Genomic DNA, 18029 nt, shown 5'->3' with positions numbered 1-18029 from the left:
CGCGCCCGATCTCCACACCCTTGTCGTAGACGATAACCGTGCTGCCCGCCTCTGCGGTACCGCTGATTTTCGGCTGCGCATCGTCGGTGGTGTCGCCGTTATTGATCGGCCCGGTTACCGCGCCCTGGTCGTCAACGATCTCTTTAATCACCGGAGCATCCGGTGCTTGCAAATCGATAACAACTAACCATGGATCAGACTCCGGAGAGACATAACCTGTAGGGGTTTCAACAATGATTGAGAAGTTATGATTACCCTCAGGCAATTCCGGGGGGGTAAAGCGCCAGCCGCCGTTTGTATCGGCCACGGTACTACCAATTACTTTACCGTTGTCGATAATAGTAATGATTGTACCTGGGCGCTGATGCGAACCTTCAAGTGTTGGAGTGCTATCGTCAGTGACGCCGCCTTTAGCAATAGATCCCGTGATTGGACCGACATCATCGATGATGTCGTCGAGACCTGGAGTGGTGCCAGTTCCCGGCTTCCCAGGGATTTCAGTATCAACGATAATCAACCAAGGATCTGATGACTCAGAACGGTTACCTGCTGGGTCACGGGCGATAATTTCAACACTGTGCTCGCCATCTTTTAACGGCTCATCTGGGGTAAATGACCATGAGCCATCTTCGCCGACAATCACCGAACCGATCTCTTTACCATTATCAATAATGATAATGGTATCACCCGATGTCTGACCTACCCCACTGAATGTCGGAGTGTCATCGTTAGTGTAGCCGCCATTAGCGATAGGGCCCATTTTCGGCTCAACGTCATCAAGTACCAGGCCAATTTCTGGACGTGCCGGTGGATCTGTGTCAATGATAACGACAAAATCTTCACCGGGCGCGCTTTCATTGCCGTGCTCATCACGCTCTACGGGAGTGATGTTATGTTCACCATCAGGCAGTGGATTTTCTGGAGTCCATGTCCAGCTACCGTCTTCACCAACGATAGTTGAACCAATTACTTCGCCTTTGTCGCGAATGATAATGGTATTGCCAGGGGTGCCGGTACCACCGAAGGTTGGCTTGTTGTCATCTGTTAGCCCACCATTCTGTATGGGCCCTTGAAAATCACCTTTTTTATCAATAACTTCATTTAGATTTGGGGCTTTAATGACCGGAATGGTGCCTCCGTCTCCAGCTTCGCCTCTGCCCTCGTCATCGCTTCCACTATGTTCGCCGCCTTTATCGCGGTTATGAACAATAGCAGTTGCAAGACCAGCAGCGGCAATAATGCCGGCCAAAGCTCCTAACGCAAGAAGTGCAGGCGAAAGAGCAAAAGGAGCCAGCGCCAAGCCATCAAGTGTACCAATCACACCTGTCCCCAGCACTAATGCCGAGGATTCACCATCCATCAGAAATGCAGCTTCGTGATTACTATCACCGTCAGAAGAGATAAACTCGTGCCATTGACCATCTTCTGCTTTACCAACTAATTCACCTGAATTAACGAAGAAGTCTTCAATAATCAACTGTGGTTGGGTTTCGTCAGTCCCTTCCAGCATCAGGTGTAAGTCTTTACCTACACGCTTAACTGTAATGTTTTCTGGCGCGTAGCCTTTCTCTCCTTCGGCTAAAATATATTTTGCACCTTTCACAGCTTTAATTTTTACCGCTGTACCAGCTTTCTCAGCACGCAGTACATCAGTTTTAACAATAGTGTTATTTTCCACCATCGCTACGTTAACTTTAATGAGACTCATAAAGACCCTTACACTCTATCAAATCCAATCCCGTCGAAACGGATGAATGCCTGGGTGAAATAATCCCGGCCCAGATAGCATCAAAATTTACATACGAGTAATAAACTTAAATACAAGCACGGTCTTGGTTGGGCTCGGCTGCACCAATCACGTTAACTGTCGCGAAGTGACATTTTAATTTACACATGATTATCATTTTGTCATCGCTGATGAGGTTGTAAGAATCAGATGTTATGTGCAGTGTAGAGACCCCATAAGTGACAGTTCGCCTGAGGTCTTGTGAGGGGTTCTCTGTGGATACAGCATGCTAATCTGCTAGTTGATGATACATGAAGGTAATACCTGACGATTCGGCTTCCGAATCGCCCAGCGGAATGCATTTACTGTGCAGCGTATAAGTTGACAAAGTCAGTAACAACGGGGGTCAACCACTAAACAAGACCAGGCTTGGCTGATTCAAGACTTGACTTTAGTAAAATCCTCAATGCTTACGGTATTGATTTACTGTATTTATTGTTAAAAGGTATAAAAATGGCAACTAAACTCCAACACTCCCAAGCCACCAGCGATAAATCAACACGGTTAATAGGCGAATTACCCTTCTCATTTCAGCTGACCGGGGAAAACTCCCTTGATGGTAATGAATCCAAAGAGCGTCACGGTGCACAATATCACCTTCGTCACCACCTAAGTGGCTGCGCTCAAACGTTACATACTATCGATTTTACCCATGATTTCTCTCAGTCAGTATTAGAACAACGAACGCTTATTACCCCAAATAATATGGACTCAACATCCACTTCAACCGACAGTGGGGTAAAAAAACTCCTTAACTCTGACTCAGTCACTCCGATATCTCCTACTCTGGTAACTGATAGTGCACCTTCTTCAGTTTCCCGGGCAACGTCAGAGTCGGAAAGTGGAATTACACATCGGATGGAACTGAAAGCAGAGCATACAATCACAAAATACTCAGAAGGTATCGCTACGTCTTCAGTGATTGCTGAACGTCACGGTGATGATGCTGAAATCCCATATGATGAAGGTCAAAAAGAAAGATATCCAACACCATCATCTTTTGTAACAAATTTTGATAACCTATCACTTGATGGCTGGAAGTTGGGTGGATCCTTAACCCCTGAGCAAGTACTCGGGGATGGAAACTTACACTTTTCTGCTCAGTCATTACATGAAGGAGAGGCGCTTCTTTCACACGAGTTTGAGCTGAACGATAACCAACATTATGAATTTCAGATGTCCTTATTAGGCGATGATTGCGCCGAGCCACCCTACTTTATACTGAACGTGGGTGGCGAAAATTATGAAATGAACGTAAGCCGTGAAGGCAATTACTTTGTTATGAAAGCGGAGTTTGCCACCAGCAGTTCAGGAAAAGTAAATCTTTCGATCATCCCGATTAATCTAGGCACTCTGGAACAGGATATCTGGCTGGATGGTTTCATTCTTAAACCATCAGTACTGCCCCAGGAACATCACAACACTTTACTAGATATACCATTACTACAGCCCGAACCTGCACTTGAAATTGGTCATATTTGCACCATAAAAACCGAGCCAAACCACGTCCTGAATACGCCTTTGAAGCTCTCGACGCTGCTAGATACTGCAATGCCAGAATTGTATATAGAACCGCCACCAGCGCAATTAAGTTCTTATGAATCAATCAGTATTGAAACTCTTACTGTTACTACGCAGCCTCAACGGTGGAATCTGATTTCTACTGAAGCTTATTCAGCAGAAATGCTCATCAGAGCGGAAACGGCGACCATAGCTCCATTCGATGAAGTAGACACAAATTACATCACAAACTGAAAAAAAATAAATATCAAGCAAATCATTCAACATCTCATAATATCGCGAAGTGCTCAGCGCTTCGCTTTTTAAACAAGCATTGCCTTAACTCCATCAACAAAGTATGACAAAATTGTTTACTCGTAATCTAAACAGCATTTAATCTGGAATTTGAATCGCCACGGGTTTAACAGACACCTCGGAGTCATTTAAGATGGCTTAAAGAGAGGTGCCCATGAGCGGTAAGCGTTATCCCGAAGAGTTTAAAATTGAAGCAGTCAAACAGGTTGTTGATCGTGGTTATTCTGTTTCCAGCGTTGCAACACGTCTCGATATCACCACCCACAGCCTTTACGCCTGGATAAAGAAATACGGTCCGGATTCTTCCAATAATAAAGAACAGTCAGATGCTCAGGCCGAGATTCGCCGTCTCCAGAAAGAGCTGAAGCGGGTTACCGACGAACGGGACATATTAAAAAAAGCCGCGGCGTACTTCGCAAAGCTGTCCGACTGAGGTACGCCTTTATCCGTGATAACACCTGTTGCTGGCCTGTTCGCCTGCTCTGTCGGGTGCTGGATGTTCATCCCAGTGGCTTTTACGCCTGGCTTCAGCAGCCGCATTCACAACGCCATCAGACAGACCTGAGACTGACAGGACAGATTAAACAGTTCTGGCTGGAGTCGGGATGCGTCTATGGTTATCGCAAGATCCATCTGGATCTGCGGGATACCGGGCAACAGTGCGGAGTCAACAGAGTCTGGCGACTGATGAAACGTGCCGGGATAAAGGCTCAGGTCGGATACCGGAGCCCGCGGGCACGTAAAGGCGAGGCCTGTATCGTGTCGCCCAACAGGCTCCAGCGACAGTTCAATCCGGATGCTCCGGATGAGCGTTGGGTAACGGACATCACTTACATCAGGACCCACGAAGGCTGGCTGTATCTTGCCGTGGTTGTTGATCTGTTCTCACGCAAAATTATCGGCTGGTCAATGCAATCCCGGATGACAAAGGACATTGTCCTGAACGCATTGCTGATGGCTGTATGGCGGCGTAATCCCCAAAAACAGGTGCTGGTTCACTCTGATCAGGGCAGTCAGTACACAAGCCATGAGTGGCAGTCGTTCCTGAAATCACAAGGCCTGGAGGGCAGCATGAGCCGTCGCGGTAACTGCCACGATAATGCGGTTGCAGAAAGCTTTTTCCAGTTGCTGAAGCGTGAACGGATAAAGAAAAAGATCTATGGAACGCGGGAAGAAGCCCGCAGCGATATTTTTGATTACATCGAAATGTTTTATAACAGTAAGCGTCGGCATGGTTCGAGTGATCAGATGCCACCGACGGAATATGAAAATCAATATTATCGACGGCTCAGAAGTGTCTAGATTATCCGTGGCGATTCACCGCTGGGTTATTCGCCTCGCCCCTTACTGGATAAGGCATTTCGCCTGCACAAACGCACGGTGAGTCGCCTGTGGCGAATGGATGAAACTTACATCAGGGTCAGGGGGCAGTGGAAATATCTGTACCGCGCGGTCGATACTGCGGGCCAGACCATTGATTTCCTTCTGACCGCCAGGCGGGATGCTGCCGCGGCATTACGCTTCTTTCGCAAAGCCATTCGACACCACGATGAACCTGAGACGGTGACCATTGATGAAAGCGGCGCCAACACGGCAGCGCTGGCTACACTCAACGCCGGTAAACCCGAAGAAGAAGCCATTAGAGTCAGGCAAAGCAAGTATCTGAACAATCTGATTGAGCAGGATCACCGCAATATCAAACGCCGGATACGATCCATGCTGGGATTCAACTCATTTCGCCGGGCCCAGACGATACTGGCAGGCATTGAGTTAATCCACATGATACGCAAGGGGCAATATCACCATCCACAGGGTGATGGATTGCCTCCTGCGGAGCAATTTTATCTTCAGGCTGCCGGAAAAACAGGCAGCGCCATTTTTGCTGAATTGCCAGCGTTAATGCGACAGAGCCGTCAGAGCAACTGAACACTTGAATCCAATCCCTGAAGACACGACGAATCGCCACTGGCAATTGGTTTACGTACCGGAGAAGCACACTCAGATGAAGCCAAACAACAGACGTAAAAAAGCCCGCACTAAGCGGGCCAACCAGCATATATACGTTATCATTATGAGTAAGTCGCGCAACCCTGCGCTCATAATGTTAACGACCTCCTGATGATTTTCTTTAGGGCGAGGCGTAAAAAAAGCCCACCAGGGTGGGCAAACTGGTATCTACTATGATAGATCGTGGTAGTTTTACATTCTTGCATACTCATTATAGAACAGCTCTGGAAAGCTCCTCCTAACTATCACGAAGATATAAGAATTAAGTATGCACTAACTAGCAGGCATACAAATCGGAACTCTGGATTCCGGGCGGCTGAAAAAAGTAGTCCAAATTACACATAGTCCTTTCGCCCAAAAAATGAATAGAAGTCGGCTATTATTTTTGGTAGTTAGCTGATGGTACTCCAAGTCAGGTGATAAAAAAGCCCGCTAATGCAGGCTAAGTGAAACACAGCAGGATTGACCTGCAAATCTCGTACGCTAACGCGAAACATCCCCATGCGTGAGCTCTTTAAGGATAGTATAAGGTTGAAGTTGGTGACCTGGGAATAGTATCACAATTCATTAGGTTCCGCGGCGCAGAAAGATGAATCAGCAAAACTACCCCTTCAATACATTAGATGAAATTGCCGTAAGGTCAGCATCAGTAGCTGACGAGCAAGTATTGATATTTGCAAGCTCCCCATCTAATTAACAAATCCAAATCAAAGCTTTACATGTATGATTTAGTTTTTTAATCAAAAATACAATCTGATTATCAAATAGAGCAAAAGAAAGAAAGCATATGAAATACAAACCAATTATTATCCATGAAATTAACCGGTGACCTTTCATCTTGTATGGCATAAGTCCTCCTTGATTTATTCATGTAAAAAATTAATTACGGGCGCTACCACTTTGCGTCATCTCTTATGAAAAGCTCTCATTCTTCAATGCGTTAGCCGCCTGGCAACATACAGCAGCCATCTTCCCCATCTTTTGCGTTGCCGGTTTTGATATTTCCCTCAAGCTTTTAGCAGTATTAGGATGCTGGGTTAGCTATTCCTGGATACGAATTTAGTGATTCAGCACGTTCATGACATGAGCAGAATACTAGCAGCGTAGGCACTACCAGCACTACAAGTTTTGTCTTGCCTCTATCAAATCCTGATTAAAATTTCCTGATAGAGCTTACCCTCAAAAAAGACGCAAAGTTATCTCAATTGAAACACCGATGATTCAGCATTACCGAATTCTCTCTGCCCCCTCTCTCTAAAATGATCCAGGCATAATCAGGAATAGCCGGCTAAAGGTTTGTTGCTTACACTGGCAACCGGCAGGTTTTTTGGCGAATTCGGATGGGTTCATCCAGCCCAGCGTAGAATGGGAACGACTCTGGTTATAGTGTATGCGGCAGGCCTCAATTTTGCATCGGGCATCCTCCAGCGAAAAAAACCAGTTCCCGTTCAGGCACTCCTGACGCAGCCTCCGGTTAAAGGACTCTACCGTAGCATTATTCGTGGGCGTACCTGGGCGTTAGAAGTCAATCCGGATATGGCGTTCGTACACCCATTTATTCAGTCTTTTCCCCAAAATTCTAAACAATTATCTGTTTTCATTAATTGTGGTAATGGTCGTCTGAGCGCAATGCTGTCCAGCATTTCAGCCACTTCTGCAGACTGGAAATACTGACCAACATAGCCCCCCCAGACACTCACGTGTGTAGAGGTCAATGATCGTCAGCAGGCGGAGCCGGCGACTGTCAAGCAACACATCAGAGACAAAATCCATGCCTTATATGTCGTTCGGCCCGAGTCCCTGAGGCTGACGTTTCAGAGCGGATTTAGTGCGGCGCGGACGTTTAAGTCGGACATGTACCCTCCGATAATTATAGTGAACCCGGGTTTCGGTGATTTTCCTGATGCGCAGTCGCAGCGCGCTGTCGTCTACCGCAACTGAGCGTTACCGGTAGGGCTGATGTGCTCGCAAAACAGACCTGTCTCTCACTGGCACCGTATCGGGTCTGTAAATCCCTGCCCCACTCACGCAGCTGTGCCAGAGTAAGCTCTTTTTTACCAGTACGTCCTTGTCGGGGCTCTGATCGGCAACCAGCTTCTTCATGCGAAGGTTTTCCTCTTCGGGCTGCCGCATATGCTTCAGTTCTGAAGAAGAAATCCCGCCGTACTTTTTGCGCCAGGAGTAGTACGTGGCGTCGGAGATGCTCGGCTTGCCGCATACTTCCGGTACGGGCGTACCCGGTTCAGCCTGCTTCAGGGCAAAGACAATCTGTTCTTCGGTGAGTCGTGACTTTTGCATCGGCACAACCTCCGCTCAGAAGAGTGAATATCATGCCGGACTTCTGTTTCTGAATGGAGCAGGATTTCGGGGCAGGGTCACGGTTTACCTTCTAATTTTCTATTTCTCCAGCCCGCTGCAAATTCAGATGGCGTCAGGTAATTAAGTGAGGAATGAAGCCTGCACTCGTTATAGTCCTGCCGCCAGTCATTGATTATTTTCCGGGCATGAAGAACATCTCTTAACTCGTGCTCATTCAAGCATTCATCCTGATCCTGTGATGCGCAGAGGCAGCTGCGCGTCAGCAGCCGGATGCTAAGCCGGATAAAGGCAGATTGACCTGCCAGCCTGCAGGCACGACATTGCGACAGCCGGTAGCCTGACACACGACCTCCACGACCTCCACGACCTCCGGCTTCAGGTCTGTCGTCAGGACTTTCGGCCCTGAACCACCTGAAGCGCCTCCTTATCCAGAATGGCTTCAGGTGGTAATACAAAACGCCTGCCGGAATTACTTTGTCAGCTCTGTCTTCGCTTCACTGAGTTCAACTTCAGCTTCAGTCAGCTTCTGCTGTTTTTTACTTATTTTGTCCGCTCGCCCGTCGGTTTTTGCTTCACTCAACTCCCGGCGACGCTCCTCAACCTTCCGCGTTTTTTCCCGCACCTTTGCCTCTCTTTCTGCCCGCAGCCCTTCATCGGTACAGTTAGCATTGAGTTCGGAGAGCGCTTTCTGTAATCCGGATACGCGGTGGCTATTATTATGGGCGTTGGCATACTCAATCTGCTGTTGAATTTCCTGGCGTTTGACTTCACATCCGATGGACGGCTGTGATGAGGCATAGGCTGCAAATACCGTCAGGAGTGGCGCGAACATGATGACCAGCAGGTTTCTTTTAAACATTGATATATCCTTATTAACTTGACATGGAAAGAACATTTTAGTCATGGATAATATCTTTGTGCGCGCGTTCGGACTACAGGACATGTCCTGTAAACATCGATACTTAGAAACATAGCTGACCTGCCCCCAGTATTGGATAAAACGCTCAGTTAGTAATGTCGGTTTGTATACCTTCTAATTTTCCATTTCTCCAGCCTGCTGCAAATTCAGCCGGCGTCTGGTATTTCAGCGATGAATGAGGTCTGGACTCGTTATAGTCCTGCCGCCAGTCATTAATGATTTTCCGGGCATGAAGAGTATCGCTGAACAAGTGTTCATTCAGGCATTCATCCCGAAACATCTAGGACAAAATCCATCGACCATGTCAGGTTCGGCGCATCCGGCCGAAGAAGCGGAAGCCGCTCAGTCGCCAGCCCCTTACGACGTCGTCTGCGCTTCACACTCAGGCCGTTAAAGTGGTAAATGCGGTATACCCGCTTGTGGTTGACGAGAAGCCCCTCCCGACGTAACAACTGCCAGATGCGCCGGTACCCAAAACGCCTTCGTTCGAGCGCCAGTTCTGTGATATGGCCTGATAAATGTGCATCAGCCGCCGGACGCTGAGCCCCACAGCTGCAGGTCGACAGGGACAAACCTGTTAGCCTGCAGGCACGACGTTGTGACAGACCGGTCGCATCACACATAAACTCAACGGCTTCCCGCTTATGGTCTGTCGTCAGTACTTTCGCCCCAGAGCCACCTGAAGTGCCTCCCTGTCCAGCATGGCTTCGGCAGGCAGCTTCCTGAGTCTGGTGTTCTCTTCCTCAGGCGACTTCAGGCGCTTAACCTCGGGCACCTCCATACCGCCATACTTCTTACGCCATGTGTAAAAGGTGGCGTCGGAAATGGCGTGCTTACGGCAGAGTTCACGGGTAGAAACACCGGCTTCAGCCTCGCGGAGAATACTGATGATCTGCTCGTCGGAAAAACGCGTCTTCATGAGGGAGTCCTCATGTGACTTATGAAGAGATTACTAACATCGCGGTGTGTTAATCAACGGGCAGCAGGTCAAGACCGTTGAGGTGATAGATGCGGGTAGCTGCATAGGAACAGTTCAACCTAGAAGGCGTCAGCGTAAAGGCCTCTAATGTGCATCCCGATATCAGCCTCTCTTCCATGGTGATTAAGCACGACGCCTGTCAGCTTTTGCTAACATTTACAATCCCATGTTGGCTGAAGACGGCATGCTGCATATGCAGCATGCCGCAGCTATACGTTGTGATCAGGAGATCTTTCGTAAACGTCGTTAAACCCACGCGATTAGGGCATTATATTCTTCTGGCGAGCTACGAAGCATACCGAGTGGCTGGTAATATCCCGATCTGTGCGGCCGAACGATTCAGTTAGATTGTGTCATACTGCATGATGGCCACTGCCCATGTAAGTGACAGCGTCAGAGATTGGTTCTTATCGTTCCCATTTTCGCTAAACAGGCTTAGCGAAATAAGTCATCTCGATATTTAAATAATTCAAGATCTGAGCTTAAGCCTAACTTTTTCATACCTGTCTGTTTGTGGCCACTAATGGTTTTACGGCTACGTTTCAATTTTGCGGCAATTTCAATAATTTCCATGCCATCCAGGAAACAGCGAATAACCTCTGCTTCACGTTGAGTTAACAAATGACTCAGTTCTGAAATGTGTGTCTTTTGACCGTCTGTTCGCTCATTATTATCTAATAAACCTTCATCTCGTTTTCTTGTGGGGACCATGGCCAGTGCTGTAGAAATGTCCGCCGGTATAAAACGCTGTCCGTTGGCAATAGTACGAATCGCGTTAAAGTAGATAGGTGCTTCTTCTCGTTTACCAATATAGCCCTTTATACCAGCCATAAAGGCTGCACGAATGACGGCGATACTTTCAATTGAAGAAGCTAGTAATATTTTCAACTGAGGATAATGTGCTTTTAGTTGTTTAATCAGCGATAGACCATCTAGTTCATCTGGATTTAAAATATAATCAAGAACAAGCACATCTACCGAGTTGTTACGTAAAAACGCATTTAACTCATGGCTATGGCCGAAACTCCCAACCACCTCGATGCCAGGTTCAGAGGCTGCGACCTCTTCCAAGGAGCGCCGGATTATAGGATGATCGTCTAGTAGTGCAATACGTATCTTTTTATCGTTAAAAAGTGACATAAGTTGCCTCAGAATGGTGTCAGCACGAAACGAGCGTGCAATTCTCGCTTTTGAATGAGAAATTTCCTACCAGCCTGGTCTTGGTTAAGCTAACTAACCGGACCCATCCCTCATCCATTAGGCAGGAAAACACTTCATCCAGGACTCAGCCTGGAGCTTTTAGTAAGTTTAGTCAAAAATAATAGTTAAAAGGAATGTTGTAATGTAAAAATAATACGAGCTGGCACGTGACTTAATCACACAGTCTTTTGTGCCATGAATCACGCTGATTTTATTGACTTTTTTCATCGGCCATTGTGGGCCTTTTGCTCTGCTTCTTACTAGGAATATACATCGATCATGCGCCACTTATCAGTCAAATACGTCATGATTATCGCTCCACTGCTATTCAGTGGATGGCTTTGGGCAAAGGAACTGCAGTTGCAACCTCGCATTGAAGTCAATGCTCCTCAAGTCAACTTAAGCACTGATGTACAGTCTTGGCTAGCTGATAACAATGACATCAATGTTGGCGTGTGGGGACCTTCCCACCCCCCTGTAAGCGAAGGGATAGGTTATGGTCAGTTTCAGGGGATAGCCGCAGATTATCTGGCAATGCTGGAAAATAGCCTAAAACTGAAATTTCATATCCATTATTATGAAGATAGTAGTGATGCACTCGCTGCGCTCAATCGCCAAGAAATTCAGATGGTTGCAATATGGAATCCACTCCGCTGGCCGAGCCGGGCAGCCCAAGCTACTTCGCCGTGGTTGTTGGATAAATCAGTATTGGTGGAGCGTGATCATCACACACATACTTCACTGGAGAGTTCTATTCTCGGTCTTGTGTCTGACGACATAGACTCACCATCACTTCGTGAGCAATATCCTGCCAGCTTGCTACGATATTACTCTGAATTTGACCAAGCTATGAATGCAGTAGCTTATGGTCAAATTGATGCGTTATGGATTAATAGAAATACTGCCAATTATTTGATGCGTTACCAGCAAATTAGGGGGTTAAAATTAATACCTAGTTCGGTTTTGCCTAACCTTGACCTTAGTTTTGGTATAGATCGTCAACTACCACTGCTACGAGACGCTATCGAAAGCACCTTGCAACAGATGCCGCTAGTTTCAAGGATGCGTATTGCTACCGGCTGGGGGTTAACACGTGAGGCCGTGATCACCCGGAATCCATTGGGGCTAACTGCGAAGGAAGAGCAATGGTTGCAAACCTTCAAGCAAATTCCTGTGATTATTGATGCTCGCCGTCCACCAATTAGTTTTAAACAAAACGGTGTCCCTGCTGGTCTGGTTGTCGATTTACTCAATGCGCTTACTCAACGTTATGGATTGAAATTTATGTTGTTAGTTGCAGATGAGCATACGACAGTTCAAAGCTTACAACAATCTCACCCTGACGCGCTACTGGCCAATAACTGGCGTCTTGAAGATATCAATGATGACAATAAAAATAGGGTGTTAGATTCCACTCTAATCACCTCGCCGATGGTAGTCATGATGCAGCGGTCCGTTACTCCCCCGGAAGAATTCAATACTTTGAAGGGGGAGCGTATTGCTATTAATCGTGAAAACCCACTGATTCCATGGTTAAATACGTGGTATCCGGCGATTGAGTTGACGGTGACTGATGATTTATATCAGGCATTAGAACAACTAAAAAATAATAAGGTTCGCGGAATCATTGCCCCTCAAATAGTTGCTCGATACTTAGTGAACACTAGTGATAAAAACATTTATAATATAGTGATTACTGTACCTATACCCTCGCCACATCTGGTAATGAGTTCTGGTAATGACAATTCGATTCCTTTAAGTATTGTCATTAAGGCATTGACTTATTTGCCACCAGAAGATGTCATCGAATTAGCGCAGCCTTGGCACTTGTATAAGACTTCAGTAGTGCCGGGATTAAGTGACAAGAATTTATTGCAGTCAATGTTATGGGGCAGTTTACTTGTAATTATTATTATAATAAGCGGCGTGTGGATTCGCAATTTACTTGCAGCAATAAAAAAGGGGAAGGATTCTAGAAATGCCTTAACTAATCAGCTAAATTTCACCAGGACATTAATCGATAATGCTCCAATCGCTCTTTATGCCCGTGATCGTGAGGGTCATTTGCTGGATTATAATCGGTGCTGGAGTGAGACAGTTAATGAAGATGGGGCGAAACTGAAAGGGAGGACCATCACTGATATTGAAAGCATGCAGCATGAAATTAAGGAACAATTAGCAGCACAATATAAACAAGTAATTGAAATGGGGGAATCTCTGCGTTGGTGTGGTCCATTCCTATTTAATGATCAAGAACACTATTTGGAGGGATGGACTGTACCATGGCGTGATAGCCGTGGTGAAGTCGGTGGTTTAATCGGTGGGTGGTTGGATGTCACGGAAAACCATACCTTAATTGCCCAGCTACAGCAAGCGCACGCCGATTTGGAGCAAGCAAACGCTAGTAAAGCAGCTTTTATGCAAAGTATGGGGCATGAAGTGCGGACACCCTTGAATGCCATTATCGGTTTACTGGAAATTGAACTACAGAGTCAACAGGAAAGCGGATATGTAAGCGAAAACCTACCTTTGATTTGGGAGTCTGCTGGTAATTTGCTTTCTTTAATTGGTGATGTCTTTGACATTTTTCGCGCTGATAATCTAGCATTGCACGGTGTAATTAGAAATGTAAATCTGCCTCAATTGATAGAGAGTAACATTGCTCTCTATCGCAAGCAGCTTGATGAAAAGAATTTGAAACTAGAGTTCGAAACTGCGCTGACCACACCGTATTTTGATGTCGATTCTCTACTAATAATTCGTATTTTTTCAAGTCTGCTCCGCAATGCTATTAAACACAGTAATGGAGAAACTATCTCGGTCGCACTTTATCAGGGACGCAAAGAAAGTGACGAGCATCGGACCCCGTTAGTTATTGAAGTCATGAATAGTGGTGAAATTAGCGAAGAAGTTCTTGCGAAAAAGACGGAAAATGCTGGTTCAAATGGCAATTGGCAGGAAACTGGGATTAGCTTGTCCGCTTGTAAGCAAATGGCCAATACCAATGGTGCTGAGCTTATTATTGAGAGTGATCCTTGCAACGGCACTGTGATTTGTCTCCATTTCAGCGCTATATCCTCAGCAAAACATGTTCCTACAAAAATGAACCGGGCAACTCGACAGCTGAGCATACTTATTGTTGATGACTACCCCCCTGGACTCTTCGCACTTGAACAACAGCTCGTAGGATGGGGGCATCACACCCAGCAAGCGAATGATGGAAAACAGGCACTTAATCTGTGGAATGAAAAGAACGCTGACTTTGACCTTATGATAACCGATTGCACAATGCCGATGATGGATGGTTTCAATCTTACCAGAATTATCCGTGAGGAAGAGGCTGTACGCGAACTCCCAGCAATGACTATTTTCGGCCTGACAGCAATGAGCGATTTTGAAACAACAACCCGCTGTTTAGAAGTTGGTATGAACGAATGCTTAGTTAAACCACTTTCACCCGAAGCGTTGCAAACAGTGATGCAGCGATATTTTCCTGACTTGAACCCTGTCAAGAAAAAATCTAGGATTACAAATCAGAAAAAAAATGAACTTAAGTTGGAAATAACTGAGCATAATAAGATTGATGAAGAGAAACTTCGCCAATCTATCATAGACGGCGATGTCATCTCCTGTGGCCATCTCGCTCATCGCCTACGGGGCGCTGCGATTATGTTACACGAAAAAGACTTATATAATGCTTGTGAGGTGTTGGAACTAGCGTGCGAAAAGGCTATCAATATAGATGAAGTCAAGAAGTTAGCAGAACATGTTTTGTTAATTTTAAGTCAAGTTAATGCTAAAAATCAAAATGAGACATTTTAAAATAAATTAATGTAAACTTACTTAATAAAGACAGGTCTTGTGTTTATGTGAGTGAAAACGTGGTGGAATGGTAAAGAACAACACAAGGAGAAAGAAATGGCGGTAAGAATCGTTATTTATGACACCAGCCCGCTGGTAATCAGTGGATTAAGTTGCTTTTTATCACAAGAGGGTTTTAGCATAGTTGGAAGTACGACAAATCCAGACGAATTATTTCATAAAATTATATTATTGAGGCCTGATTTCATTATCATCGATCCGATCTCGATGAGAGATGATTGTCTTTCACGCCTTTGTAAGTTAAATAAAATATTAATTGATTTAAATATCATAATTTATGCTAGCTCTGATAGTGTTTATCACATACTGCGTGCATATCCACTTAAGTGGATAGCATATCTCAGCAAGAGACAGCCATTAGATGCACTGTGTAAAGTGCTGCTACAGCCGGAACAACGCCAACCCCTACTAATGGATTTAGAACAGGCAATACCGCAGGACAGTGTCGCCGCAAAAAATTTGTCAGCCCTACGAAGTCTAACCGGCAGGGAAATGCAGGTTTTACGCAAAATTGGAGCTGGTAAAACCAATAAGATGATTGCTGATGAGATGCACCTAAGTAATAAAACGATTAGTACTTATAAGCGTAATATAATGAATAAATTTCGCACTAATCATATGCGAGATGTCGTTGATATCGCACGGCGTAATGGGTTTTAATTGACAGAGTAACGGCATTTACCAAAATCAATGACTAGGATAATGCCGGACGAATCTACATATATGTATTACTGCCATTGTAATTGCTTATCCGTACTTAACAACCAGTTTTCGTTTTCCCGATTTGGTTTAACCAACTTACTTGACGGGATGAAATATCAATCGATTGAATATGATATTTATTCTTGAAAATCTGGAAGGATTCAGTTAACTCGGCCTCTCGCAAGTAACTCTCTCTTCGTCATGTGTTTTGAAAAACCTCCCAACTCCTGCCGATCATTTTCCCCCACTACGTTTTTCATCGAAAAAATATTTTGCAATGAAGTGTTAATACTTTTATGTGTGTAATGTTGAAGGATTCCATCATTAGATAATAGATTGAGCGAATATAATGGCGCAATCATTTATTATCAATCCGATTTAAGGATTCAGATAAGCTATTGATTGAACAGAGTTTGAAAAGACAACCATTCATACCTGCTGCGAGGCAACGTTCAATAACTTCATGCATAGCATTAGCTGTAAAACCAAGAATTTAAATAGCAGGTCGCCCAGTCTGTAATTCGTATTCCCTGATGTACTTAGTAAACTGATAGCCGTTCATTTTAGACATGTTACAATCCGTAATAATCACATCGAAGCTATGTTCTTCCCACAATGCAATACCCTCAAAACCATCGGCCGCAATATGTGTATGATGTCCCAATCAAGCAAGTTGCTTTGCCAAGAGCTTGCAGTTAGCTGCATTATCATCTACAACTAATACATTAAATGGATTACCCTCCCGTACAACATTATCAGTGAGTTTTTGAGGTTCTACATTTCCATGTACAATCGGCAATGAAAACTCAGCTCTGACACGGGTACCATTATTCCTCACACTTTTAAGAGTAAGGCTCCCTCCCATTGCTTCACACAAGTTTCGACTGATATATAGTCCTAGTCCAGTTCCCGCGCGACGATTATCTGCCTGAGAAAAGGGTTGGAATAAAACATTTTGTTGAGCTTCGTCAATGCCGATACCACTGTCAATAACTTCAATTACATATTTTACTTGACCGTTAATAAGATCTACTTCTTGGTATAATTCCAGTGTTACTCCACCGTGGTCAGTAAATTTAATTGCATTACCCAGTAGGTTGGAGAGCACCTGTTTGATGCGGAGTGGATCGCTGATAGTGCCAACAATATTATTGGGTGGTAAGATTTTATTTAGATAAATATTTTTATCTATCGCAAGACCATTGAAAATAACCAAAAGTTGATTAATCAATACGCCCAAGTTCATTTGCAGTGGACGAAATTCCAAATGTGCCCCTTCGATACGAGAGAGATCTAGAATATCGCCGATAAGTCCTACTAATCCTTCGGCTGATTACAGAGCTATTTCAAGCGCTTGTAAATCATTTTCCCCTTGTCTCCCGCGTTTAATCGCCATATCCAGCATGCCAATAATTGCATTCATTGGCGTACGAATTTCATGACTCATGGTAGAAAGGAATGTCGATTTTGCTCGGTTAGAAGCTTCCGCTCGTTCTCTCGCTTCAGAAAGTTGTTGTAGTAACATGCTTCGTTCTGATACCTCCCATGATCCAGCAACAATCCCGACGATACGCCCTGATGAATCTGACCAAGGCAACATCCATACATTTATTGTTAGTAATTGGGTTTGATTACCATGCGCATCGAACAAGGAAATTTCAAGGTCTTCAATATGGGACTTACCGGTGACGGCTATTTCATCAGCCTTTTTCTGAAAATAAATTGTTTGTTCAAGACTTATATTTCGAGGTTGGTCCGTTATTTTTTTCCCTTTTATCTCCTCATATGGGACATTAACAATCTTTAAATAATCCTTATTGCAATACATTAAATGACCATCTAAGTCTCGTAAGGTAATAGGAAACGGCATAACATCTAGCAATTTTTCTAATGTTTTAACTTGACTGGACGCATTAGATACTTCTCGTCTTAACCATAACGCACGAAATATTGCTAATACGAGTATAAGCAAACAAATAGATACAGAAGAGATGATTAATGTTCAATGCTCCCCCCAATAGTTGTTTACAACCATCATGTTGTTCGGGTGCCAACGTTTTGCAAGTAATTCTAATTCATCTGGAGATAGTGTTCTTAAAACTTTATTTAAAATGTCGCGTAAAACAGGGGCTTTTTTATCTTGACCTGCTCCCCGTTGATTAATACACCGCGATGTTAGTAATGTCTTCATAAGCCACATGAGGACATCCCCATGAAGAAGCGTTTTTCCGACGAACAGATCATCAGTATTCTCCGCGAGGCTGAAGCCGGCGTTTCTGCCCTGGAACTCTGCCGTAAGCACGCCATTTCCGACGCCACGTTTTATACCTGGCGTAAGAAGTATGGCGGCATGGAGGTGCCTGAGGTTAAGCGCCTGAAGTCACTTGAGGAAGAGAACGCCAGACTCAGGAAGCTGCTCG

General features: G+C 44.9%; 11 protein-coding genes and 4 pseudogenes. 6 read left to right on the top strand and 9 right to left on the bottom strand.

Annotation, left to right across the window (positions count from 1 at the left end):
- On the bottom strand, nt 1-1708 hold a 1708-nt coding region (locus MXF20_RS23020), incomplete at its 3' end, for an Ig-like domain-containing protein (protein ID WP_325971623.1).
- A gap of 447 nt (nt 1709-2155) precedes the next feature.
- Here MXF20_RS23020 and MXF20_RS23015 point away from each other — a divergent pair.
- The 3 genes and pseudogenes from MXF20_RS23015 to MXF20_RS23005 all read left to right on the top strand — a co-directional run.
- Complete coding sequence (locus MXF20_RS23015) at nt 2156-3541, top strand: hypothetical protein (RefSeq protein WP_325971622.1); 1386 nt, start codon at nt 2156-2158, stop codon at nt 3539-3541.
- Between the two features lie 214 nt (nt 3542-3755).
- Nucleotides 3756-4903, top strand: a protein-coding gene (locus MXF20_RS23010) for an IS3 family transposase (RefSeq protein WP_325971621.1) whose coding sequence is annotated in 2 segments (ribosomal slippage) — nt 3756-3993 and nt 3993-4903 — 1149 coding nt in all. Because the reading frame shifts where the segments join, the coding sequence is not laid out codon by codon here.
- 13 nt (nt 4904-4916) lie between these two features.
- Nucleotides 4917-5458: pseudogene (locus MXF20_RS23005) on the top strand (IS6 family transposase); the annotation flags it as partial.
- 1404 nt (nt 5459-6862) lie between these two features.
- Here the strand turns inward: MXF20_RS23005 and MXF20_RS23000 are convergent.
- The 5 genes and pseudogenes from MXF20_RS23000 to MXF20_RS22980 form a co-directional block, all read right to left on the bottom strand.
- A pseudogene (locus MXF20_RS23000) lies at nt 6863-7906 on the bottom strand (integrase core domain-containing protein).
- A 77-nt stretch (nt 7907-7983) separates the two neighbouring features.
- Nucleotides 7984-8157 (bottom strand): annotated as a pseudogene (locus MXF20_RS22995) (integrase core domain-containing protein); the annotation flags it as partial.
- 239 nt (nt 8158-8396) lie between these two features.
- Nucleotides 8397-8786, bottom strand: a complete 390-nt coding sequence (locus MXF20_RS22990; protein ID WP_325971620.1) for a DUF1090 domain-containing protein — start codon at nt 8784-8786, stop codon at nt 8397-8399.
- Between the two features lie 145 nt (nt 8787-8931).
- A pseudogene (locus MXF20_RS22985) lies at nt 8932-9765 on the bottom strand (IS3 family transposase).
- Between the two features lie 495 nt (nt 9766-10260).
- Nucleotides 10261-10965, bottom strand: coding sequence for a response regulator transcription factor (locus tag MXF20_RS22980; protein WP_325971619.1), 705 nt, complete (start codon nt 10963-10965; stop codon nt 10261-10263).
- A gap of 420 nt (nt 10966-11385) precedes the next feature.
- On the opposite strand from MXF20_RS22980, the gene MXF20_RS22975 reads away from it, so the two are divergent.
- Together MXF20_RS22975 and MXF20_RS22970 are read left to right on the top strand one after the other, a co-directional pair.
- On the top strand, nt 11386-14847 hold the full coding sequence (locus tag MXF20_RS22975) for a response regulator (protein ID WP_325971618.1): 3462 nt from the start codon (nt 11386-11388) through the stop codon (nt 14845-14847).
- 96 nt (nt 14848-14943) lie between these two features.
- Nucleotides 14944-15567, top strand: a complete 624-nt coding sequence (locus MXF20_RS22970) for a response regulator transcription factor (RefSeq protein ID WP_325971617.1) — start codon at nt 14944-14946, stop codon at nt 15565-15567.
- Between the two features lie 535 nt (nt 15568-16102).
- Here MXF20_RS22970 and MXF20_RS22965 read toward each other — a convergent pair.
- The 3 genes from MXF20_RS22965 to MXF20_RS22955 form a co-directional block, all read right to left on the bottom strand.
- Entirely contained in the window at nt 16103-16273 is a 171-nt protein-coding gene (locus MXF20_RS22965; RefSeq protein WP_325971616.1) for a response regulator, read from the bottom strand.
- The gene (locus MXF20_RS22960; RefSeq protein ID WP_325971615.1) at nt 16274-16876 is read right to left on the bottom strand and encodes an ATP-binding protein; all 603 of its coding nucleotides are present in this window, start codon (nt 16874-16876) and stop codon (nt 16274-16276) included. It lies immediately after the preceding gene.
- A 66-nt stretch (nt 16877-16942) separates the two neighbouring features.
- A complete protein-coding gene (locus MXF20_RS22955) occupies nt 16943-17581 on the bottom strand; it encodes a histidine kinase dimerization/phospho-acceptor domain-containing protein (RefSeq protein ID WP_325971614.1) in 639 nt (212 codons plus the stop codon).
- A gap of 240 nt (nt 17582-17821) precedes the next feature.
- On the opposite strand from MXF20_RS22955, the gene MXF20_RS22950 reads away from it, so the two are divergent.
- The coding region (locus MXF20_RS22950; RefSeq protein WP_325971613.1) for a transposase at nt 17822-18029 on the top strand (208 nt) is incomplete at its 3' end.

Source organism: Pantoea dispersa, assembly GCF_035783935.1.
GTDB lineage: Bacteria > Pseudomonadota > Gammaproteobacteria > Enterobacterales > Enterobacteriaceae > Pantoea > Pantoea dispersa_C.
The sequence above is the reverse complement of the archived record's forward strand: the minus strand, read 5'-3'. Positions and strand labels throughout refer to the sequence as shown.

Bases quoted from the DNA above. Each gene is read 5' to 3' on its own strand.
- MXF20_RS22990 (WP_325971620.1), bottom strand. From the start codon at position 8,786: ATGTTTAAAAGAAACCTGCTGGTCATCATGTTCGCGCCACTCCTGACG.
- MXF20_RS22980 (WP_325971619.1), bottom strand. From the start codon at position 10,965: ATGTCACTTTTTAACGATAAAAAGATACGTATTGCACTACTAGACGAT.
- MXF20_RS22970 (WP_325971617.1), top strand. From the start codon at position 14,944: ATGGCGGTAAGAATCGTTATTTATGACACCAGCCCGCTGGTAATCAGT.